The sequence below is a fragment of the Thermoanaerobacterium xylanolyticum LX-11 genome, assembly GCF_000189775.2.
Lineage (GTDB): Bacteria > Bacillota > Thermoanaerobacteria > Thermoanaerobacterales > Thermoanaerobacteraceae > Thermoanaerobacterium > Thermoanaerobacterium thermosulfurigenes.
Genome location: NC_015555.1, coordinates 1942853 through 1966009, shown reverse-complemented (window position 1 = coordinate 1966009; position 23157 = coordinate 1942853). Strand labels below are relative to the sequence as shown.

The window sequence follows — 23157 nt, the reverse complement described above, 5'->3', positions numbered from 1 at the left end:
ATTATGCCAAATCCGAATATAGATGAGCTTATTGATGTATTGAATGGGGAAATGCTTTTGTACAAAGATTTATACGACATAGCCACTAAAAAGACCGATGTCATAGTGCTGGGAGAGATACAAGAACTTGATAACATGACAAAAGTAGAAGGTGGCATAATAAGTAAGCTAATGATTTTAGAAGATGAAAGAGAAAAATTTTTAAATGATCATTTCGACAGTCAAATGACCATAAGCCAACTTTGCAGAATACTGCCTGAAGATGACGCTAAAAAATTAAAGATAGTTCAAGAGGAATTTAATGATCTTTTAAAAGCACTTAGCAATAGGAATGAGTTGAATAAATCGCTTCTCAAACAGTCCATCGAATTCGTAAACTATTCGATTGGCGTCATATCAAATAATTTATTAGAGGACGATGGTATATACGGCGAAAGTGGCGTATCAAAAAGGATAAATAGAATCATAGATAGAAAGGCGTAAGAAATAATTTTAGCTATGAAAGGAATGAAATGCAGTGTCTACTTTTCAAGGATTGGAGATAGCAAAAACAGGTCTCTTTGCAAGCCAACAGGCACTTAATTTGACTGGACACAATATCTCAAATGCAAACACGCCTGGATATACGAGGCAAGTCATAGACCTGTCTGCAATAGCGCCTCCTACGACTTACGGCATGGCTGACCAATGGGGCAAAGCCATAGGAGGTGGCGTCAATGTTGACGGCTATCGACAGATAAGAGATCAATTTTTAGATCAGCAGTACAGGAGAGAAAATACCACACTCGGTGAATGGGAGACTAAGTCAGATACATTGTCTGCTATAGAAGACATCTTAAACGAGCCATCTGATACGGGAATCACAACCGTTTTAGACAATTTTTTTAATTCACTTCAAGATTTGTCAAAAAACCCGGAAAGCCTTGAAGTGAGGGCTGAAGTTAGAGAAAATGGCATATCACTGACAGATACCATTAATACTATTTATCAGCATCTTGATGATCAAGAAAACCAAATAAATAGCACTATTCAAAGCCGAGTACAGCAAATCAATTCATATGCAGATCAAATATCGAAACTAAACAATGAGATCTACAGATTTGAACTTACAGGGCAGACAGCCAATGACTTAAGAGATCAGAGAAACTTGTTGGTTGACCAGCTTTCTGAGATAGTTAACATAAATACTTATGAAGATTCAAATGGAAATTTTAGGGTAGACATAAGCGGACAAGCTCTTGTGGATGGGAATAATGCCTATACAATGAGCATAGACAATACAGGAACAATAAAGTGGGATCTTGCCGGAACGCCTGTGAATCCGACAGGTGGCATATTAAAGGGACTTTTGGATATGAGAGATGGCGATGGCACAAATGGTGTAAAAGGGATTCCTTACTATGAGCAGCAATTGAATCAATTTGCGTACAACCTTGCGACGGTTTTTAATGCACAGCATGCTGCAGGATATGGGCTTGATGGAAGCACTGGCATCAATTTTTTCAACATAACAGATACGACGTATAATCCAACTGCAGAATATGCTAAAAATATACAAGTTTCATCAGACATACTTGCAGATGATGGACTTCAAAAGATTGCCGCAGCATCATCAGCAAGTTCGCTGCCTGGAGACAATACAAATGTCTTAAATCTTATAGCGCTTAGAGATACGAAGATCAGCGGATTGAACAATGGGACGTTTGATGATTTTATAAGCTCTTTGATTTCCAACCTTGGCGTTGATGCACAGCAGGCAAATCAGATGCAGACAAATCAAAGTACAATGGTAAAACAGGTTGATTACAACAGACAATCTGTGTCTGGTGTTTCTCTGGATGAAGAGATGGCAAATATGCTTAAATACCAAAAGTCTTATGAAGCATCAGCAAGGATGATAACTGTCATGGATGAGCTTTTAGATACGCTTATAAATAAAATGGGAGTAACATAAAAGGCAGGTGTAGACAATGCGGGTAACGAATAACATGCTTGTGATGGATTTTATGAATGACTACAACAAAAATCTTGAAAGGCTTCAAAAAGATCAAAATATGTTGTCAACTGGTGAAAAAGTAAGCAAGCCATCAGACGATCCTGTTGCAGTGGCAAGTATTTTAAGGATAAAGACGGAAATCGCGAGAAACAATGCGTATACCAAGAATACAGACGATGCAAAATCGTGGCTTAGCCTTACTGATACGGCATTAGGGCAAATAGGAGATATGCTGCAAAATGCCAGAGAGTTAGCAGTGCAGGGATCTAATGGCACTCTTACTCAAAGCGACATGCAAAGTATTGCGGCACAAGTGGATCAGCTAAAGCAGCAGATTATACAAGTAGGCAATACCCAGTACAATGGTAGGTACATATTTGCTGGATACAAGACCGATACAAAGCCTTTTAGCGATACAAGCAATGGGTATGCTGGCGATGATGGCGCTATAAAATTTGAGATAGGTGCAGGTGGTAATACAATTCAGGTGAATGTGACAGGCGATAAGGTGTTTGATGTATCTTCTGGCACTTCACAGCTTCTTACTGTGATGGACAATCTATCAAATGCATTGAAATCGGGAGATAACCAAGCTGTCAGCAACATAATAGGAGATATAGATAATCAATTGCAAAATATCCTATCAATCAGGGCTGATGCAGGAGCAAAGGCAAATAGAATTGATTTGACTGCAAACAGGCTAAGTGATGATAACTACAACTTTACATCATTGCTTTCCAAGAATCAAGATGCAGACATAGCACAGGTTATTACCAATCTAAAGATGGATGATAATGTGTACAGAGCATCATTAGCTTCAGGCGCTATGATCATTCAGCCATCTTTGGTAGATTTTCTGAGGTAAAGGAACGGTACTATGGATATAGCAATACACCAAACGTTCGGCAGGATAGGTATTGACACTACTCCTGCCGCAATTAATATTCACAATCAGAATGCAGATCTTAATATACATCAAGAGATGCCTAAGGTAGAAATTGATCAGAAATTGCCACAGGTTCGTATAGATCAATATCAATGTTTCTACGAGTCTGGACTAAAAAACATATTTGATCTTATACACGACGAGGCAGAAAGAAGCTATCAGATAGGTCTTGAAGCCATAGGGAAAATTGCTGAAGATGGAGATGCCTTGGCATCAATAGAGAACCATCAGAATGTCATACCAGAGTTAGCGTCTCAGGCAGGTGTTGAGAATATAGACTTTAATGTAGACCTTATGCCAAAATCAAGGCCTAAGATATGGTTTGATGGTTATCTCAACATAAACTGGCAGGATGGTAAGGCGTATATAGATGCCACACCTAAAAAACCTGAGATAGACGCAACAAGGGCAAATGTAAGCATATACATGCTTCAGTATCCTTCTATAAAAATCGACTATATAGGTCAGAATGTGGATGCAATAGTTTGAATTTGAAAGAGAGGCATGAGCGATGGATATAGAGACAAGAAATTTTGGCGTTGTCAGCTATAACGAAGAAGATGTACTTCACTTTGAGGAAGGCATACCAGGCTTCGAGAGACTTAAAAGCTTCATTCTTCTAAGCATTGATGAATATACCCCTTTTAAGTGGCTGCAGTCCCTCGATGATACAGATATAGCTTTTGTGATAGTCGATCCTAAAGTTGTAATAAAAGATTATAAGGTTGAATTAGATGAGGAGACGATAAAATCGTTGGACATAAAGGACTTAAACCATGTACTTGTTTATGCCATCGTTGTAATACCTGATGAAATTGAAAAGATGACTGCCAATCTAAAAGCCCCTATAATCATAAATGCAGAAAACAACAAAGGTATGCAGATAATCATGGACAATGACAAATACATGATAAAGCATCCCTTACTTAAGGAGCTAAAAAATGCTGATACTTACTCGTAAAATAGGGCAGTCTCTGATTATAGGGGATGACATTGAGGTAATGGTTGTAGGAATCGATGGCGAAAATATAAAAATAGGCATATCCGCTCCAAAGGATGTAACTGTCATGAGAAAAGAGCTTTTAGAAGTAAAAGACGAGAACAAAAAAGCAATTAATATAGATAAATCATCACTTAAAATGTTAGAAAAAATTATAAAAAAAGACTAAAGTAAAAAAAAATAAAATCGATATATATAGTGTAAAACAAAAGACAAGCAGTTGGCCAACTGTGAAAATTTATGGTCGATATGGCATGGATGCCAAATAAAAATTCAAGGAGGAAGAAAATATGGTAATCAACACAAACTTAAGTGCTATAAACGCATGGAGAGCACTTGAGACAAACAACACAAACACACAAAAAGCATTGCAGAAGCTTTCATCAGGCTACAGGATCAACAGCGCAGCAGATGATGCAGCAGGTCTTGCAATATCTGAAAAGATGAAAGCGCAGATAGCTGGATTAGATCAAGCTCAAAGAAATGCACAAGATGGTATATCACTTTTGCAGACAGCAGAAGGTGCATTAAACGAGACAACATCGATTCTCCAGAGAATGAGAGAACTTGTAGTACAGGCATCAAATGATACCAATACAAATGAAGACAAAGTTAATATACAAAAAGAAATTGATCAGCTTAAAAATGAAATCAATAGAATAGCTACTACAACGCAGTTTAACACTAAAAATCTTTTAGATGGTACTGCTAATGTTACATTGCAAATTGGAGCTAATTCAAATCAAACTATTAATGTTGCTATAGGACGAATGACTGCATCGGCATTAAAAGCGTCAGCCGCTGCTATGAGTATAGCTTCTATATTTGTAGGTTCGGCAGGTGCTAGTGTTACAGCAGCTAGCATATCAGCTCAAATTGATGTTATAGATAAAGCTATAAATCAAGTTTCTGGTCAGAGAGCAGATTTAGGTGCATATCAGAACAGACTTGAACACACGATTAACAATCTTGGTACAGCATCAGAAAATTTGACAGCTGCAAATTCACGTATAAGAGATGTAGACATGGCTCAAGAGATGATGGAATTCACAAAGGATAACATACTAAACCAAGCAGCGACGGCAATGCTTGAGGAAATAGCTGCATAAGCTGTTTCATACAGGCGTCCTGAAGAGTAATTTTCAGGATTACCACCGGGTGAATTGCTGGAAAACCCTTAGAGCCTTATACCCTACAACATAATCCGAAAGGATAGATGTGATAGGTTAAAAAGTATAAGGATTGGGCAATCAGCAGCCAAGCCCCTGTACCGAAAGGTTGGGGAAGGTTCAACGATCAGGACATACCACCTAAAAGAAAATCTCATGGTGATGAAGTCCGTAGGGATAAATCCCGAAGTGCCCGGCTCCTATATGATATAGGATGAAGATATGATCTATTCGGTATCGAAAGATATCGGCCTGGAAGAGCTCAGGCAAATCAACAACCACAGACAGTATTACAATTATTAAGATAGTAAGGAGGGAGGCTCTGCCTCCCTTAAAATATAGAATATTCTCGGCAACTTCTGTTGCCTGAAACATCTGAATTTCAGGAGACATCTTTTAAATTTATCCCCCAAAATTTCATTCTGAAATCATTTTTCGATTTCCAATTCATTTACATCTTTATTTACATTGTAAAATTTTTTCTTTATATTTCCCTTTATTTAACATATATGGTTGCATTCTATCTTGACTTTTTTAAATCGCCCCAATAATCGAAATGGATGGTGTTTTTACCATACTACTTGTTATTGAGGTGATTTTATGTTGGGCGCATGGCGTTCGCATTCTGATTATCAGTCTTTCCTTGTCGAAAATATTCAACCCATTTATGCTTCAGATAAAAATCGTGTCCTTCAATTTTCTGAAGCTTTATCTAAACTCTATAATTTAGATCTTGATGTTCTTAAACCTGTACTGGAACCTTATTACTCTAATACTGGTTCTCCAGCCAAAAACCAGCCTGAAGTTTTTCGGTCTTTTGTACTTATGTCTCTTCTTAAATGTCACAGTATTACTAAATGGGTTTACATGCTTCATCATGATGACCTTTTGTGTTACATGATTGGCGTGTCTCCTGATAATATTCCTGGTGTTGGTACTCATTATGACTTGATTAACAGGTTATGACTTGAGGATCCTGATATTGAAAAAGACCGACAGGATTCTCTCCATCCTTTTAAACGCAAACCACGTAAAAAACTTGCTAAAAATCAGAAGCTTCCACCACGCCACCCTGGTATTATACAGAAATTTGTTGATTTGGCTTTACAGGGTAAAATTTTTGAGTCAAGACCTGAGAAGCTTCTTCAACAAATTTTTGCCGATGTTGCTGTTAGGCCTTCCGCCAATGATGGCATCCTCGGTGATATTGAAAAACTTACTATTTCCGGTGACGGTACTTGCATTAAAACCGGCGGAAGTCCTTTCGGTATTAGAACTTGTGATTGTGCTAATAAGGGTATATTTAATTGTGACTGCCATCGCAAGTTCTCTGACCCCGATGCTCGCTATGGTTGGGATAGTTATCATGAGACATGGTTTTATGGTTATTCTGGTTATTTTTTAGTGACATACAACGAAGAGCTTAAATCTGATATTCCGATTTATCTTCGCTTGGTTGAGGCTCCTCGTTATGATGGTGTTACTGCTATTATTGCTTTGTCTGAAGCAAGGGCTTTGTATCCTGATTTCGTTTTTGATAAATTTATTGGTGATTGTGCTCATGATAATTACCCTACTTATCATCTTCTTAATAAGTGGAATATTAAACCTGTAATTCCGCTTAATAAGAAGAATAAAAACAACAGCAAGTACCAAGGTACTATTAAAATCAATGAAAATGGTATTCCTGTCTGTATGGCAGGATTATCTATGGTTTACAATGGTTTTATGAAAGACCGTAACAGAATTAAATGGCGCTGTCCTTTTGCGACTGGTAAAGTTGATTCATGTAATTGTAAAGATAAGTGCTCCTCTTCTGATTATGGTAGAACCGTTTATACGAAGCCTTCATCTGATCCTCGCTTGTTTACCGTCATTCCACGTGGTTCTGATGAATGGAAATGCGAGATGAAAAAGCGAACTTCTTCTGAGCGTGTTAACAAAAGGCTTCTTAATGACTATGAGTTGGAGCTATCTAAAACCAGAGGCAAAAAGCGTTGGTCTTTCTGGATTATGATACACTCTATTAATATCCATCTTGATGCTAGATTGAAAAAATCTAAGTTTGATTTTATTTCTATGCTTGATGGATTATTAGGTAGAGCAGCATAAATATTGAGATTCCATATACTGTTAATTTTTAAACCTATTTTATTAGGCTTTATTTCTTATACTCTTTTTTTAAATTGATTTTCATTATTTTACATTTTCTTTCCTCTTTTCAGTATTTTATCGCAAAGGCTTTGTTATTTTCTGTATCTAATTTTTAATGTCTGTATAATGGGGTTAAATCCCTCAGCTTAAGCTGAAACCTTTAGGTCAACGAATAAAAATAAATAATCACTTCTAGTAAAAAATAAACTAGAGGTGATAAATATGCAAAATTATAGAAAGTCGTCACATGCTACATATGATCTAAAATATCATATAGTATGGATAACAAAATATAGAAAACCGGTATTGGTTGGGAAAATAGCTGAAAGGACAAGAGAACTAATAAGAATGGTATGCAAAAATAATGAAGTAGAAATATTATCAGGACATGTATCAAAAGATCATATACATATACTAGTGTCGGCACCACCACATTTGTCAGTAAGTAAGCTAGTGCAATATATAAAAGGATATAGTTCGAGAAAGCTGCTAATGGAGAATAAGGAGCTTAACAAACAATTTTGGGGACAACATTTATGGGCACGAGGATATTTTGCAGCAAGTAGTGGCAATGTAACAGATGAAGTGATAATAGAGTATATACAAAATCAAGACATAGAAGAAAATCAAAAGAATGATAATTTTACTTTAGGCGAGTTTTAAGCTGCTTAAGCGGCATATCCAACCCACCTGCTTTAGCAGGTGGTGGTTGAGGTGCGCCCGGCATGGGCGGTAACTTGGCGGTGAAAGTCCGCTGTGGGCTTGGTAGTGGGAACCACTAGCTGAACCGCAAGGGTGTCCATCGTGAGGTGGAATCTGAAGGAAGCGGTAGGCAAAATCTCGGTCTGAGGAATACAAACCAGATAAGAGGCTGAATTGGGGCGGATGAGTTTGCCTTACAAAACAAAGTCCAACACTACCCGAATCCCATACAGTAAATCTGGCAGATATATGAGATGAAGGTTATCGTTCTTACCCGGGGAGGTCTGAATGATATGCTCAAGGCAAGAATAAATTTTCTCCATGAGTAACCTATATCGTGAGGTATAGCTGAGCATTCAGAAGTCAGTTCAAGTCATAGTACTATTTGAACCTACCGAAAGGATAGGTAAGGGAAGGACTTGACGGTAGTAATTAAGTAGATATTAGGATAGACTGTTCATGTTTGAAAGCTGTCAACCCTGATAGGGACTGCCTAACAGAAAATAGAGTGGAACTCGAAGATAAAGGTTAGGAGTGCTTAGTGAAATCTACACCTAATATATGGAGGTAATCTCACTTATTTATTTACCGAACCGCCGTATACCGAACGGTACGTACGGTGGTGTGAGAGGACGGCGGTTAGTCACCGCCTCCTACTCGATTTTATGCCATAGTATGACGCTGGAAATTAGTTTCCGAAATCACACATATATATATGCGGCACGGGTGATATCTAGGCGCTAAAAGTTGTTGTGAGTGAGAACATGAGAATTGCTAGCCGAATTTAATGATGTCCACCGTGAAGTTTGGTATCTGCCAATGAGAATAATGAATATAACTTAAGGCAAAATCTTAAAGTTGTTTTATTAGAAAATATTTAGTTATTATTTCTTTTTGTAGTTTTTGTAGTTTAAATATAATTGAATTGCTTTAAATATTAAATCGATATAATCATATGTACTCAATAATATCACCACCTTTTTCATTTTAAGTTAAGATTTTAATTATTTTGTCTTATAAGCCTTCCATTCCTTATATACGATGTGAGTATAAAATAGTTAAGTTAAAAATATTTTTTATCAAATAACTTCTTGGCATTAGATACATACGATAATAAATTCTAAAAGTTAATCTTAATAATATGCTAATTTGAATAGCAATTTTTTTTAAAAATGTTTATTAAAGTTGATTTATATAGAAGCTTAAACTTTTATTCTATTAAGCCGATAATTATTGTAGAAATGTAAAAATGTTAGGTGGGTTTATATGCTTAATGATATGATGAAAGAAACTGTAGCAGAGAGCCTTAAGTATGTACCGAGGCTTATTGATGGTATCGACGATGTGATAAGGTTAATAGACGAAGGCATGTATGCAGAAGCAAATTCATTGCTTATAAGTGTTATTGATGGTCTTAATTGGTCAGTACAAGCGATAACGTTGACTGTGTCACTTCATGGCTTTAATTTAGATATTACAAAGGTCAATGAAAGTTTAAGTGCTTTAATGAATGGAATTGAAAATTCAGATTATCAATTAATATCCGATTCACTGAATTATGAGATTAAGGATATCTTATATGGATATATGAATCACTGCAAAAAAGGAGAGCTTAACTGATGAATTCATTTGAAATATTAAAAGCAAAAGATGGCAACGATACTTTGGTATATAAGAATGAAAGTAAAAAGTATTTTTTGCATAGTTCATATTATCCGGACAAAGAAGCTAAAGAATGGGCTGATGCTATTGAGATTAATGATGAGTCTATATTAATTATATATGGTGTAGGTTTAGGATATCATATTAATTATCTTTTAAGTAAATTGTCACCAAATAATAGGCTGATATTGGTTGAGCCATCTAATGAGATATTTCAATTTGCACTAAATAATGGATACTACGAGAGATTTAAAAATAGGGAGAATTTATATTTTATAAGTGAAGAATCAGAAGAAAAATTAAATGTAATATTACAGACTTATATACCATGGGATAATTTTGAAAATGTAGTGTATAAAGAATTTAAGCAATATCCTAATGTTTTTGGCGAATATTATGAAAGGTTTAACAAATGTTTGATTGAAACAATAAATTCGATGCGAATTAACAGAAATACAGCACTTTATTTTGCTGAACAATGGCAATCAAATTTTATGGAGAATTTGGAGTTTGTTTTTAGAAGTGCAGCTGTTAAGTCTTTTTTTAATTTATTTAAAAATATTCCAGCAGTAATAGTATCTGCTGGTCCTTCACTTGACAAAAATATTGAACAATTAAAAGAGGTAAAGGGTAAATGTGTCATAATATGTGTTGGGACAGCTTTAAAAGCACTTTTGCAAAAAAAAATTGAACCGGATTTTGTTGTATCAATAGATGGCGGAGAAAAGAATTTTGAGCATTTTGATGGATGCAAAATCAATTCTCCACTTGTGTATGATTTAACTTTGTACCCAAAAATATTGAAAGAATATGAAGGACCACTTATCATCGCAGAGATTGCTTCAACATATACGAAATTGCTTAGTGATAAATTATCGCTAGACTTTGGAAAGTTAAGTACAGGACCATCAGTTGCTAATTTATCTTTGGATTTTGCGTATATGTTAGGATGCAACCCTATTATTTTTATAGGGCAAGATTTAGCGTATTTGGATAATAGAACACATGCATCTGGAACAACTTATGAAAAAGACAGAATAAAAGAGAATTCTGACGAAAAAGAGTACATATATGTTGATGGCAATTATGAAGAAAAAGTCTTGACAGATCGCGTTCTGCTTTCATTTAAAACATGGTTTGAAAATTATATATATGGCCATCAAGATAGAATATACATAAATGCTACTGAAGGTGGTGCTCTTATAAAACGGACAAAGATAATGAGATTTAAAGAAGCGATCGAGCTATTTATGAAAAGAGAAATAAATATAAAAGAAGAGATAAATAGTGCATTAAAAAAAGGGGAAATTAGATTAGATAAGAGGCAGATAAATGCTTTTACGAAAGAATTTGAAGATGCAATTAAAAAATTAGAAAAAATTAAAAATGACTGTATGCGTGGTGCAAAGCTTTCGAAAAAAATGTATAATGAATATCAAAAGGATGTTAATGCAGATGTATCTCATATAACATCGATATTGGATAAAATAGATAAAAGATTAAAAAACTCGAAAGATAGTTTTGTGTATATATCTTCTATATTAAATATAGTTACTACAAAAGTTCTTAAAGGGTTTAATCCTGAAAAAGATGAGACTAAGAAACAAAAGAAACTCAGAATTGCAATGATGTCATATACACTTTATCAAGGTATATACGAGGCAATTGAAAAATCAGAAGATGGATTAAGAAAAGCATTAAAGACAGTTGATGAAATCAAACAGTAATCATGGAGATTTTTAGGAGGATATGTGATGAACTTAAAAAATAAGAAAGTTTTAGTTACAGGGGCGGGAGGATTTATTGGTTCACATTTAGTAGAAAGATTAGTGGAAATAGGTGCAAAAGTAAAAGCTTTTGTCAGGTATAATTCTAATAATAATTGGGGTTGGTTAGAAAAATCTAAGTACAAAGATGAGATCGAGATTTATAGGGGAGATATAAGAGAGTATGATAGTGTCAGAGATGCTATGAAAGGAGTGGATGTTGTATTTCATCTGGCAGCGCTAATTGGAATTCCATATTCCTATGTATCACCTCTTGCATATATAAAAACTAATATAGAAGGAACATATAATGTATTGCAATCTGCAAGAGAACTTGATATAGAAAGAGTTATACATACTTCAACAAGTGAAGTTTATGGAACGGCAAGATATATACCCATTGATGAGTTACATCCACTGCAACCTCAGTCACCATATTCAGCAACTAAAATAAGTGCTGATAATATGGCTTTAAGTTTCTATAATTCATTTGATTTACCTGTAACGATTGTGAGGCCTTTTAACACATATGGTCCACGTCAATCAGCAAGAGCAGTTATTCCTACAATAATAACTCAGATATTAACTGGCAAAAAGCAAATAAATCTCGGAAATTTAAGTCCTACTAGAGACTTAAATTTTGTAAAAGATACAGTTAATGGTTTTATTAAAATTGCTGAATGTGATGAGCTTATAGGGAATGTAACAAATATTGGTTCCGGTAATGAAATATCAATAGGTGCATTAGCCGATATGATAGCTAAGCTGATGGGTGTTGATATTGAAATAGTACAAGAAAAGCAAAGACTTAGACCGAATAAAAGTGAGGTTGAAAGGCTGATATGCAATAATGATAAAATAAAAAAGTATACAGATTGGAATCCTGGATATTCTCTTGAAGATGGACTTAAAGAAACAATAGAGTGGATTAGAGCAAATATTAGTTTATATAAACCGGAGGCATACAATGTTTAACAATATTCAACTTGATTCTCCTAATTTAGGAGATAAAGAAAAGGAATATTTAATAAAATGTATTGAAAGCGGATATGTATCAACTGCTGGTCCTTTCGTTCCTGAATTTGAAAGAAGATTTGCGGAATTTTTAAATGTAAATCATTGTGTCTCGGTTCAAAGTGGAACAGCAGCACTGCACATGGCACTTTATGAATTAGGCATTAAAGATGGTGATGAGGTTATAGTTCCTGCTATTACATTTGTTGCGACTGTTAATCCGATAGTTTACTGCGGAGCAACTCCTGTATTTGTTGATGTTGATAAAGACACATGGAACATAGATCCAAGAGAAATAGAAAAAGCGATTACACCTAAAACAAAAGCAATTATTCCTGTACATTTATATGGCAATCCATGTGATATGGATAAAATAATGGAGATAGCAATGAAGAACAATATTTATGTTATAGAAGATGCCACTGAAAGTTTGGGAGCTTTATATAAAGGAAAAATGACTGGAACAATTGGTCATATAGGATGTTTCAGTTTTAATGGTAATAAAGTAATAACTACAGGAGGAGGAGGTATGATATCTCTGAACAATGAAGAATGGGCCTCACATATAAGATTTTTAGTTAACCAGGCAAGGGATATAGCACAAGGATACTATCATTCAGAGATAGGTTTTAACTATAGGATGACAAATTTAGAAGCGTCTCTTGGAATTGCTCAGTTGGAACGCTTACAAGAATTTCTGGAAAAGAAGCGTATGTATTTTGAACTATATAAAGAAATTTTTAATGGTATTGAAGAGATAACTGTGCAGAAAGAATATGAAGGTGCAGAAAGTTCTGCTTGGTTACCTTCAGTAAAAATTGATTGTAAAAAAGTAGGTATGACTATACCTCAAATTCAGGATGAATTAAAAAAAAGAGGCGTTCCAACAAGGAGAATATTTAATCCTATAGTAGATTTTCCTCCATATAAAGAATATAAAAAAGGAAATTATTTTAATTCTTATGAAATATTTGAAAATGGATTAAATCTGCCCGGGTCTACCTTAAATGCATTTGAAAATATAGAATATGCTGCAAAGGCTTTGCTGAATATTTTAAACATTAAGAGAGAGGTGAATATATGAAGAAGATTGCTGTTGTAACAGGAACAAGAGCGGAATACGGTTTACTTTATCCTCTATTAAAAAGAATTAAAGAAACAAATTTGTTTGATCTTCAAATAATAGTTACAGGAATGCATTTATCACCTGAATTTGGATTAACTTTTAAAGAAATTATTGATGATGGCTTTAAGATAAATGAAAAAATAGAAATGCTATTATCAAGTGATTCAGAAATAGGCATTACAAAATCGATAGGGTTAGGAATAATTGGTTTTGCAGATGCATTGAATAGATTAAGGCCTGATATAGTAATTTTATTGGGTGATAGATTTGAAACATTTGCTGCTGCTGTAGCATGTTTAGTTGCTAAAATACCAATAGCTCATCTTTATGGAGGAGAATTAACTGAAGGTCTAATTGATGATGCTATTAGACATTCGATAACAAAAATGAGTACATATCATTTTACATCTACTGAGATTTATAAAAATAGAGTTATTCAACTTGGAGAGAATCCTGAAAGAGTTTTTAATGTGGGTGCTTTAGGAATTGACAATATAGAAAATATTAAGTTGCTTTCAAGGGAAGATTTACAGGAAGAGTTGTCGTTTAAGTTAGGAGAAGTAAATATTTTAGTTACGTATCATCCTGTTACACTTGAAAATAATACTTCACAGGCCCAATTTATTGAATTATTAAAGGCTTTGGATAGTTTTGAAAATATAAAAATAATATTTACAAAACCAAATGCCGATACAGATGGTAGAATTATATCTATGCTTATAGACAAATATGTAAAAACTAATTCAGATAGGGCAGTAAGCTTTACTTCGTTAGGACGCTTAAAGTATTTATCTTTGATGAAAAATGTTGATGTTGTATTAGGGAATTCATCAAGTGGAATAATTGAGGCACCAACATTTAAAAAACCAACAGTAAATATCGGAGACAGACAAAAGGGAAGAATAAAGGCGAAAAGTGTAATAGATTGTGAAGCGAATTCTGAAAAGATAGTATTGGCGCTAAAAAAAGCATTGTCTACAGAATTTAAAAAATTATGTGAAACTATTGATAACCCATATGGTGACGGCAAATCATCAGAAAGAATAATAAATATACTTAAGAAGATTTTAGACACAAATATATCAATTAAGAAGACTTTTTATGATATGGTGATGTAAAGTGAGGATATCATTTATTGGAACTGTTGAATTTTCAAAAAGGATATTAGAAAAATTAATAGAATTAAACTGTAATATTGTGTCTGTATTAACAAAAGAAAAATCTAAGTATAATTCTGATTTTGTAAATTTATCTGAATTATGTATTCGCAATAATTTAGAATATAAATATTTTAATAATATTAATGAATTTGAAACTATAAAGTATATAAAGAGTAAAGAACCAGATATTATATTTTGTTTTGGCTTATCACAGCTAATAGGAAAGGAACTATTGAATATACCTCCAATGGGAGTTTTAGGCTATCATCCAGCTTTGTTGCCGCAAAATAGAGGTAGACATCCGATAATATGGGCATTGGCGCTAGGCTTAAAGGAGACAGGATCTACATTCTTCTTTATGAATGAGGATGCAGATAGTGGTGATATCTTATCACAGGAGAAAATTGAAATAAATTATTCAGATGATGCCAAAAGCTTATATGAAAAGATTACATCCATTGCACTTAAACAAGTTGAAAATTTTATTCCTCTATTGGAAAATGGAACTTATAAAACAATTAAACAAGATAATGTTATATCCAATTATTGGAGAAAGCGAAGCGAAAAAGACGGAGAGATAGACTGGAGAATGTCATCATATACAATTTATAATTTAGTCAGGGCTTTAACTAGACCTTATCCCGGTGCATATTTTTTTTATAAAAATAAAAAAGTTAGGGTTTGGAAAGTAAATGAGGTAAGAACTAATAGATATGATAATTTAGAACCTGGCAAAGTTATTAAAAATAACAATGGCGTATTATTAATAAAAGCAGGAGATAATTGCATTGAGATTACGGATTGTGATTTAGGAGAAATAATTATGGAAGGTGAATATTTATGATTTTAATGGTAGTTTCTCCACATCCAGATGATGAAACACTTGGAGCGGGAGGTACAATACTTAGATATAAGAAGAATGGATATAAAATTGCATGGTTAAATTTTACTGATAAGAAGGAGGAATATGGATATTCTATAACTGAAGTAAATAAGAGAACTAGTCAAATTAATAATGTGATTAAATCGTATGATTTTGATTACTTTTATAATTTAAAATTGCAACCATCTGGTTTAGATAAGTATCATAAAAAAGATTTAATAGAGGAGGTATCAAATATAATAAGACAAATTGAGCCTAATAGAATAATTTTACCATATAAATACGATGTTCACTCAGATCATAAAGTCGTTTTTGATGTTTTAAATTCGTGTACGAAAGTTTTTAGATTTCCTTTTATTAAATGTGTTTTAATGATGGAAATTCCATCTGAATCTGATTACGCAAATCCTGATAATGGTTTTGTTCCAAATTACTTTATAAATATTACTGATTTTATTGAGAATAAGATTAAAATATTAAATATTTATGATGATGAGATTAAAGAGCATCCTTTTCCAAGAAGCGAAGATAGTGTAAAGTCTTTAGCTCTAATTAGAGGTTGTGCTTCAGGTTTTAGATATGCTGAAGGTTTTAGAATTTTAAAATTTATAGAAGATTAGATGCTGGAGTGTGTAAATATCATGTTCAAAATAGCAAATAAAACAATATCAGAAGATTCTCCTGCATTTATTATAGCTGAAGCAGGTGTGAATCATAATGGTGATTTAGAAACAGCTATTAAATTAGTTGACGCTGCGTCTGAAGCAGGTGCAGATGCAATAAAATTCCAAATATTTCAAACGGGAAATTTAGTAATTAAAGATGCGGAGAAAGCTGAATATCAAAAATTGGCTACATCTTCAGATGAAACACAGTATGATATGTTAAAAAAGTTGGAACTATCTTATGATGATCATATTAAAATAATGGAATATTGCAAAAGGCGAAATTTAATCTATTTAGCAACTCCTTTTGATTATGAAAGTGTCGAAATGTTGGAACGAGCTGATGTACCTGTATTTAAAATTGCTTCTGGCGATATAACAAATATTCCATTTTTAAAATACGTTGCCAAAAAAAAGAAACCAATAATACTTTCCACAGGAATGTCTAATTTAGGTGAAATCGAAGAAGCTATAGAGGCGATTAAAAATACTGGTAATAATAGTATAATCTTATTGCATTGTACATCAAATTATCCAACCGAATACAAAGATGTTAATTTAAATGCAATGATTACTATGAAAAATGCTTTCAAGCTGCCTGTTGGTTATTCAGATCATACTCTTGGCATTGAAATTGCGATAGCAGCAGTTTCGTTGGGAGCGTTAATTATTGAAAAACATTTTACGCTTGATAAAAACATGCCAGGTCCCGATCACAGGGCATCACTTGAACCAAGCGAACTTAAGCTTATGATTAAAAGCATTAGAAACATAGAGGCGGCATTAGGAAATGGAATAAAAAGATGTAGAGAGAATGAAGAAAATGTTAGAGATGTAGCAAGGAAGTCAATTATTGCAGCTAAAGATATACCCAGCGGCAGTATCATAACAGAAGAGATGTTAACTACAAAAAGACCGGGAACCGGCTTGCCTCCTAAGTTTTTTGATTATTTAATTGGTAAAAAAGCCAGAATTCATATTTTAAAGGATACAATTATTGACTTTTCTATGCTTGAATAATAATTATATGCTTTTTCCAAGGAGGAATTCTTTTGGATAAATTAGTTTTAATTGGTGCAGGTGGTCATGCAAAAGCGGTGATAGACATACTGAAAAAAAATAATACAATACATATTGAAGGACTAATAGGCAAATCTGATGAGATTGGCAGAAAAGTTTTAGGCGTACCGGTTATTGCAACTGATGAGCAATTAAATGATTTATTAAAACGTGAGATAAATTATGCACTAATAGTTGTTGGAAGTGTTGGTGATAATTATTTGCGAAAAAGTTTGTATGAAAAAGTAAAGGAGATTGGCTTCACCTTTATTAATGCGTTTCACCCATCAGCTATTATTTCAGAGTATGTAAAATTTGGATTAGGAAATGTTGTAATGGCCGGTACTTTTATAGGTCCTGATACACAAGTTGGAAATAACGTGATAGTAAATACGGGATCTATTATTGAACATGATTGTATAATAAGCGATCATGTTCATGTTGCTCCAGGCGTTAAAATTGCTGGAGGAGTTAAAATAGGAGAAGCAAGTCATATTGGAATTGGATCTATTATTATTCAAGGGATAAAGATAGGTAAAAATTCATTAATTGGAGCAGGTACTGTAGTTATAAATGATGTACCTGATAATGCTGTTGTTGTAGGTGTTCCAGGGACAGTAAAAAAATATAGATATGATATAGGGAGAAATCAATAATGGAAAATAAGGTTAAATCCGTTATTATCAGCGATAAATGTATTATTAAAAATGCTATAAAGCAGTTAAATGAAAATAGATTGCAAATTCTTTTAGTCGTTGATGATGAATATAGGTTAGTTGGAACCGTCACAGATGGAGATATAAGAAGAGCGATATTGAATAATGTATCTTTAGAACAGCCTGTCTTCGTTATTATGAATAAGAAGCCAAAATATGTTTATAATGGACAAGAAGAAGTTGCTAAAGAGTTGATGTTAAAATATAAAATAAAAACTATTCCTGTATTAGATAATGAAAAAAAAGTTATAGATTTAATATTGATGGAAGAATTTATTGGAGTGAAATGTGAATATTCAAAGAAAAATAACTGTGTTTTTATTATGGCTGGTGGTAAGGGTACCAGGTTAGATCCGTTTACTAAAATACTTCCGAAACCGTTAATACCTATAGGTGATAAGCCTATAATAGAAATTATAATGAAAAATTTTAAAAATTACGGCTTTAATAATTTTATAGTTTCACTTAATTATAAAGCCGAAATTATAAAATTATATTTTGCAGAAAATCCAGACGGATATAATATAAATTTTGTTCATGAAAAAGAATTTCTTGGGACCGCAGGTTCATTAAAGCTTGCAATTGATAAATTAAATGATACTTTTATTGTATCAAATTGTGATGTTATTATAGATATAGATTTCGACGAGCTTTTAAAATATCATAAAAAAAATGGAAATCACGCCACTATATTAGGTGTTGTTAAAAATATGCAGATTCCATATGGTGTTATGGATGTCAACAATGGTGAATTGATAAATATGATAGAAAAGCCGGAGTATAATTTTGTTATAAATTCAGGTGTGTATGTTTTAGAGCCAGAATTGATAAAACTTATTCCAGATGGACAATCTTTTAATATGCCGGATTTGTTGTTAAAGTCAAAAGAGTATGGATATAAAGTTGGCGTATATCCTGTAAGCTCGAAGTGGTTTGATGTGGGACAATGGGAAGAATATCGTAGTACATTGGAATATTTTAAAAAGGAGGATAATGTATAAGATGTATAAAGGAAAATCAATATTAGCGATAATACCTGCAAGAGGCGGTTCAAAAGGTGTTAAAAGAAAAAATGTGAGACTTTTATTGAACAAGCCTCTAATAGCATATACTATTGAGGCTGCGTTGCAAGCGAATTTTTTAGATAAAATAATTGTTTCAACAGAAGATCCAGAAATAGCAAGTATATCAAAGGAATTTGGAGCAGAAATTCCTTTTATGAGGCCTGTTGAATTAGCTTCTGACGATGCAAAAGGGATAGATGTTATTTTTCATGCGATGAATTGGTTGGGAAAAAATCATACTGTATATGATTTAGTTATGCTTTTACAGCCTACATCGCCATTAAGAAAAGCGTATGACATAAAAAATGCAGTTGATATTTTATATGAGAAAAAAGCAGGCGCGGTAGTTTCAGTTTGTGAGGCTGAGCATTCTCCTTTATGGATGAACGTCTTAAATGAGGATTTGTGTATGAAAGATTTTTTAAGAAAAGATATTTTAAATAAAAATAGGCAAGAAATAAGTAAATATTATAGAATAAATGGAGCAATATATGTATCTGATTGGAATTATTTGATACAAAACAAAGGCTTCTTTGGTGAAAAAACATACGCGTATATTATGCCTAATGAAAGATCTATAGACATTGATACAGAACTGGATTTAAAATTTGTTGAATTTTTGATGAATAATTTTCATATGCAGAAATAGACATATATTAAAATCTTTATAATCGTTAAAGATCTGTGGAGGTGTTCCATATTATACCGGGTACAAAGTCTGAGATGCTTGATGCCGAATACTGGTTAAAAAAAATACCCGATGCTGATTGCCTTATAATGGCGGAAAATGATATTATGAAGTTTAATCAAGAGATTGTGGGAAAATGCGATAGCGTCTATGATTTAAGAAGCTATAGGGATAGTCTTACTTACGATGAATTGCTGTCTTTGATAAAGGAGTATAAATTACCAGAAAAAAAGATGTATTTTAGAAATGGTGAAGCAGTGAAAAGGGATTTTTACAATTATATATCTGATAATTTGAATATCACTGAAATAAAAGAAGTCAATTCCGTACAGTACGGCATCACTATAAGAAAGACATTTCTTAGAAGTTTTCCTACAGATATAGCGGTGTACAGCAGAAAAGGTGATATCGAATTTGATAGATTTCAAGAGACATCGTGTCAAGCATTAGAGCCTGTTTTGGTACTTCACGAAAGTAAAGATAAAAAGTGGTATTTTGTACAGATGTACAACTACAGAGGATGGGTTAAGGCTACTGATATAGCAATTGCAAAAAATAAAGAGGAAGTATTTGACTATCTCGACACAGATGATTTCATAGTTGTTACAGGAAATCGCGTAAGGACGCAGTCAAACCCATACGATGATGACGTATCTGAAATTCAGTTTGACATGGGGACGAGAGTACCATTGGAAAAGGATATGCCTGATACTATAGGTAATCAATCTACTTATGGCAATTATGTTGTCAAACTGCCTTCAATGGACGATGAAGGCAACCTGATTTTTAAATATGGCCTTATATCGATAAAAGAAGATGTTTATTGGGGCTATGTACCATACACGAGGGCAAACATATTAAATCAGGCGTTTAAACTTATTGGCGATAGATATGAATGGGGAGATAGCTTCAATGGTAGGGATTGCTCCAGCTTTATCATGTACATCTACAAGACATTTGGGTTTAGACTACCCAGAAATGCTGATGAGCAAGAAAGATGTCCCGGAATAGTACATCAGTTTTCTGATGGATTATCATTAGATGGGAGAATAAAGGTTTTTGATAAGATTAAGCCTGGTGCAGCTTTATATATGCCGGGTCATGCCATGATGTACGTTGGAATGGATGGTGGAGTACCATACATCATACATGACTTTACTGGATATGCAGAGAGAAACGGTGACAAGTATGACTTTATACCAGTTAATGAAGTCATGGTCACATCATCACTTCTACCTGCATCAAATGGCATACCATTTATAGAGAGATTTTCTTCTGCCATTCAGTTTGAGATGTAGCTATTGCTTTTCTGTAAGCATATCCCAGTATTTTTTAGGCATGTGTTGTCTTTGAAGCCTTAAGTTTTTTCTTTCTTCTATAGAGATGCTTTTATGATACATTTTCCATAGGATTTCGTAGTCTTTGGTTTCTTTCATATTGGATATATTTTCAAGAGGTATGTCGGTGATTATCCATGCTTTTTTATCATATACTGCCGATAAGTTCCTTTTTTGGTCGTGTATTATGAAATACTGATCTTGAAACCTTTCAGCAAAGTGGGGCATTATGACAGGCAGTACGTTGTAGTCTGGATGTATCTTGGCAATAAACAACCCTTTTTTGACTTCTTTAAATCTGATTAATTCGATCATTTTGTACGCTTCATGTTTTACTCTACGGCTTAATTTTGTCACTTCATGGACTATGTCATTTTGAATGAAGTAGTCTATTTTTTTGCCTATCTTAAAACCTAATCTAATATATTTATATATCAGCATGTACGACGAGTCCAACTCTGACAGATAAACGTAGTAAATATTTCTGAGTGCTTCTTTTGATATTTTTGTTGCAATGGCATTTTGTACTTTATTGGATTTATCTATATCTGTTGATACGAATACATCATGTCCAAGAAAGTTTATCTGATGATTGACTTCAGAAAAAATATCATTGGGATGTTGATGACGGTAATATGATTCGTATACAACAGTCATGAGGCCATCAAACGACCCGTCGAATATGTAGTTTACCATATATCTACTCTCCTAACTAAGCTATACAATTATCGGCAAATTTTTTAATGTATTATTGACGTCGAATATGCTAAGCTGTCCATCTAAAATGCGATTCTTATTGGTAGTTAGTTTGTTTTTTATTTTGTCTTTTTCTATTTCGCATTCACCGTAGTACTTTCCATTGCATGTTATAAAATACTTTGCTCTTTTTAATACAACTCCAAGCTTTTTAAGTGAATCATAGTTTAGAGAAGATGCTTTTCTTGCTGAGACTATCCGCTTGGCTGTTCTGACACCGATTCCCGGTACTCTGAGAAGCATATTGTAGTCTGCAGTGTTAACTTCAACAGGAAATAGGTTTAGATTTTTCATTGCCCAGTTGATTTTCGGGTCCAATGATACATCAAAATTTGGCTCTTCTTCAGTCAGCAATTCATCAGCCTTGAAATTGTAGTACCTTAAAAGCCAATCAGCTTGATACAAGCGGTGCTCCCTCAAAAGAGGTGGCGATGTTACTTTAGAAATATTGCTGTCATCAGAAACGGGAATGTAAGCAGAGTAATACACTCTTTTAAGGTCATAATATTTATACAGATTTTCTGACAATTTTAATATGGTCCTGTCGCTTTCTGGTGTTGCGCCTATGATAAGCTGTGTCGTTTGCCCTGCGGGCACAAATTTATACGTGTGGCGCATCAGCTTTTTTGACTCACTTTTTTCCAACAATTGATTGTGTATGAAACTCATTGGCTTTATTATTGATTCTTTTGTCTTTTGAGGCGCCAATAGTTTTAAAGATCTCTCCGAAGGAAGCTCGATATTTACGCTCATGCGATCTGCGTAAAGACCAGCCATTCTAATGAGATTTACATCTGCACCGGGAATAGCCTTTAAGTGTATGTATCCGTTAAAATTGTATTCCTCCCTCAGTTTTTTGACAGTCTTAATGAGAAGCTCCATCGTGTAGTCAGGGCTTTTGTATACAGCCGAGCTTAAGAACAATCCTTCTATGTAATTTCTGCGGTAAAAATTTATCGTAATGTCAGCAAGCTCCTCAGGTGTGAATAATGCTCTCTCTACGTCATTTGAACATCTATTTACACAATATGAGCAGTCGTAGATGCAGATATTTGTAAAAAGTATTTTTAGAAGGGATATGCACCTGCCGTCTTCAGACCAACTGTGGCATATACCATAGAAGGATGCATTTCCTATTCCGCCATTTTTGTTTTCTCTATCGCTTCCGCTGGATGAGCATGATACATCGTATTTTGCTGCATCAGCCAATATCCTTATCTTTTCAAGAAGGTCCATATTAAAACACCTCAATGATATTATAACACAAACATACGTTCAGATAAAAGCGCTTATA

At 33.8% G+C, this 23157-nt stretch carries 25 protein-coding genes; 22 read left to right on the top strand and 3 right to left on the bottom strand.

Translation table 11 applies throughout. From position 1 onward, the window contains the following. Window positions 1–3: 3 nt before the first annotated feature. The 7 genes from THEXY_RS09615 to THEXY_RS09585 all read left to right on the top strand — a co-directional run bounded on the left by THEXY_RS09615 (window position 4) and on the right by THEXY_RS09585 (window position 5051). Window positions 4–483, top strand: a complete 480-nt coding sequence (locus THEXY_RS09615) for a flagellar protein FlgN (RefSeq protein ID WP_013788642.1) — start codon at window positions 4–6, stop codon at window positions 481–483. A 34-nt stretch (window positions 484–517) separates the two neighbouring features. Continuing rightward, complete coding sequence (gene flgK, locus THEXY_RS09610) at window positions 518–1954, top strand: flagellar hook-associated protein FlgK (RefSeq protein WP_013788641.1); 1437 nt, start codon at window positions 518–520, stop codon at window positions 1952–1954. A 16-nt stretch (window positions 1955–1970) separates the two neighbouring features. After that, window positions 1971–2861, top strand: a complete 891-nt coding sequence (gene flgL / locus THEXY_RS09605; protein ID WP_013788640.1) for a flagellar hook-associated protein FlgL — start codon at window positions 1971–1973, stop codon at window positions 2859–2861. Window positions 2862–2873: 12 nt separating this feature from the next. Then, on the top strand, window positions 2874–3431 hold the full coding sequence (locus THEXY_RS09600; protein WP_013788639.1) for a DUF6470 family protein: 558 nt from the start codon (window positions 2874–2876) through the stop codon (window positions 3429–3431). Between the two features lie 22 nt (window positions 3432–3453). Further along, entirely contained in the window at window positions 3454–3903 is a 450-nt protein-coding gene (gene fliW / locus THEXY_RS09595) for a flagellar assembly protein FliW (RefSeq protein WP_013788638.1), read from the top strand. Continuing rightward, window positions 3884–4111: a carbon storage regulator CsrA gene (gene csrA / locus THEXY_RS09590; protein WP_013788637.1), complete on the top strand. Its 228-nt coding sequence runs from the start codon at window positions 3884–3886 to the stop codon at window positions 4109–4111. The genes fliW and csrA overlap by 20 nt, the downstream gene beginning before the upstream one ends. Before the next feature lie 121 nt (window positions 4112–4232). After that, window positions 4233–5051 (top strand): flagellin N-terminal helical domain-containing protein, encoded by an 819-nt coding sequence (locus THEXY_RS09585; RefSeq protein WP_013788636.1) that lies wholly within the window; start codon window positions 4233–4235, stop codon window positions 5049–5051. A gap of 201 nt (window positions 5052–5252) precedes the next feature. Here the strand turns inward: THEXY_RS09585 and THEXY_RS09580 are convergent, their stop codons facing one another. Further along, on the bottom strand, window positions 5253–5504 hold the full coding sequence (locus THEXY_RS09580) for a hypothetical protein (protein WP_041592118.1): 252 nt from the start codon (window positions 5502–5504) through the stop codon (window positions 5253–5255). Window positions 5505–5711: 207 nt separating this feature from the next. Here THEXY_RS09580 and THEXY_RS12815 point away from each other — a divergent pair, with 207 nt between their 5' ends. The 15 genes from THEXY_RS12815 (at window position 5712) to THEXY_RS09510 (ending at window position 21068) form a co-directional block, all read left to right on the top strand. Then, the gene (locus THEXY_RS12815) at window positions 5712–6077 is read left to right on the top strand and encodes a hypothetical protein (RefSeq protein WP_013788635.1); all 366 of its coding nucleotides are present in this window, start codon (window positions 5712–5714) and stop codon (window positions 6075–6077) included. Between the two features lie 132 nt (window positions 6078–6209). Then, entirely contained in the window at window positions 6210–7223 is a 1014-nt protein-coding gene (locus THEXY_RS09575; RefSeq protein ID WP_013788634.1) for a transposase, read from the top strand. Window positions 7224–7487: 264 nt separating this feature from the next. Then, on the top strand, window positions 7488–7928 hold the full coding sequence (tnpA, locus tag THEXY_RS09570; protein WP_013786953.1) for an IS200/IS605 family transposase: 441 nt from the start codon (window positions 7488–7490) through the stop codon (window positions 7926–7928). Between the two features lie 1305 nt (window positions 7929–9233). Further along, window positions 9234–9587 (top strand): DUF8042 domain-containing protein, encoded by a 354-nt coding sequence (locus tag THEXY_RS09565; RefSeq protein WP_013788633.1) that lies wholly within the window; start codon window positions 9234–9236, stop codon window positions 9585–9587. After that, window positions 9587–11356, top strand: a complete 1770-nt coding sequence (locus THEXY_RS09560; protein ID WP_013788632.1) for a motility associated factor glycosyltransferase family protein — start codon at window positions 9587–9589, stop codon at window positions 11354–11356. Before THEXY_RS09565 ends, THEXY_RS09560 begins: the two co-directional genes overlap by 1 nt. Before the next feature lie 27 nt (window positions 11357–11383). Continuing rightward, a complete protein-coding gene (locus THEXY_RS09555; RefSeq protein ID WP_013788631.1) occupies window positions 11384–12370 on the top strand; it encodes an NAD-dependent 4,6-dehydratase LegB in 987 nt (328 codons plus the stop codon). Further along, the gene (locus THEXY_RS09550) at window positions 12363–13493 is read left to right on the top strand and encodes a LegC family aminotransferase (RefSeq protein WP_013788630.1); all 1131 of its coding nucleotides are present in this window, start codon (window positions 12363–12365) and stop codon (window positions 13491–13493) included. Before THEXY_RS09555 ends, THEXY_RS09550 begins: the two co-directional genes overlap by 8 nt. Then, entirely contained in the window at window positions 13490–14653 is a 1164-nt protein-coding gene (neuC, locus tag THEXY_RS09545) for a UDP-N-acetylglucosamine 2-epimerase (protein ID WP_013788629.1), read from the top strand. The genes THEXY_RS09550 and neuC overlap by 4 nt, the downstream gene beginning before the upstream one ends. A 1-nt stretch (window position 14654) precedes the next feature. Beyond that, complete coding sequence (locus tag THEXY_RS09540; RefSeq protein ID WP_013788628.1) at window positions 14655–15539, top strand: methionyl-tRNA formyltransferase; 885 nt, start codon at window positions 14655–14657, stop codon at window positions 15537–15539. Then, window positions 15536–16198, top strand: coding sequence for a PIG-L deacetylase family protein (locus THEXY_RS09535; protein WP_013788627.1), 663 nt, complete (start codon window positions 15536–15538; stop codon window positions 16196–16198). The genes THEXY_RS09540 and THEXY_RS09535 overlap by 4 nt, the downstream gene beginning before the upstream one ends. 21 nt (window positions 16199–16219) lie before the next feature. Next, window positions 16220–17263, top strand: a complete 1044-nt coding sequence (neuB, locus tag THEXY_RS09530) for an N-acetylneuraminate synthase (protein ID WP_013788626.1) — start codon at window positions 16220–16222, stop codon at window positions 17261–17263. Between the two features lie 32 nt (window positions 17264–17295). Beyond that, window positions 17296–17958, top strand: coding sequence for an acetyltransferase (locus tag THEXY_RS09525; protein WP_013788625.1), 663 nt, complete (start codon window positions 17296–17298; stop codon window positions 17956–17958). Then, window positions 17958–19019: a nucleotidyltransferase family protein gene (locus THEXY_RS09520; protein ID WP_013788624.1), complete on the top strand. Its 1062-nt coding sequence runs from the start codon at window positions 17958–17960 to the stop codon at window positions 19017–19019. Before THEXY_RS09525 ends, THEXY_RS09520 begins: the two co-directional genes overlap by 1 nt. Window position 19020: 1 nt before the next feature. Continuing rightward, the gene (locus tag THEXY_RS09515) at window positions 19021–19731 is read left to right on the top strand and encodes an acylneuraminate cytidylyltransferase family protein (protein WP_013788623.1); all 711 of its coding nucleotides are present in this window, start codon (window positions 19021–19023) and stop codon (window positions 19729–19731) included. Between the two features lie 41 nt (window positions 19732–19772). Beyond that, the gene (locus THEXY_RS09510; protein ID WP_230197583.1) at window positions 19773–21068 is read left to right on the top strand and encodes a C40 family peptidase; all 1296 of its coding nucleotides are present in this window, start codon (window positions 19773–19775) and stop codon (window positions 21066–21068) included. Here THEXY_RS09510 and THEXY_RS09505 read toward each other — a convergent pair whose 3' ends face one another. Beyond that, window positions 21069–21803, bottom strand: a complete 735-nt coding sequence (locus THEXY_RS09505; RefSeq protein WP_013788621.1) for a TIGR03915 family putative DNA repair protein — start codon at window positions 21801–21803, stop codon at window positions 21069–21071. A 21-nt stretch (window positions 21804–21824) separates the two neighbouring features. Beyond that, window positions 21825–23099: a putative DNA modification/repair radical SAM protein gene (locus tag THEXY_RS09500; protein WP_013788620.1), complete on the bottom strand. Its 1275-nt coding sequence runs from the start codon at window positions 23097–23099 to the stop codon at window positions 21825–21827. Window positions 23100–23157: the final 58 nt, after the last annotated feature.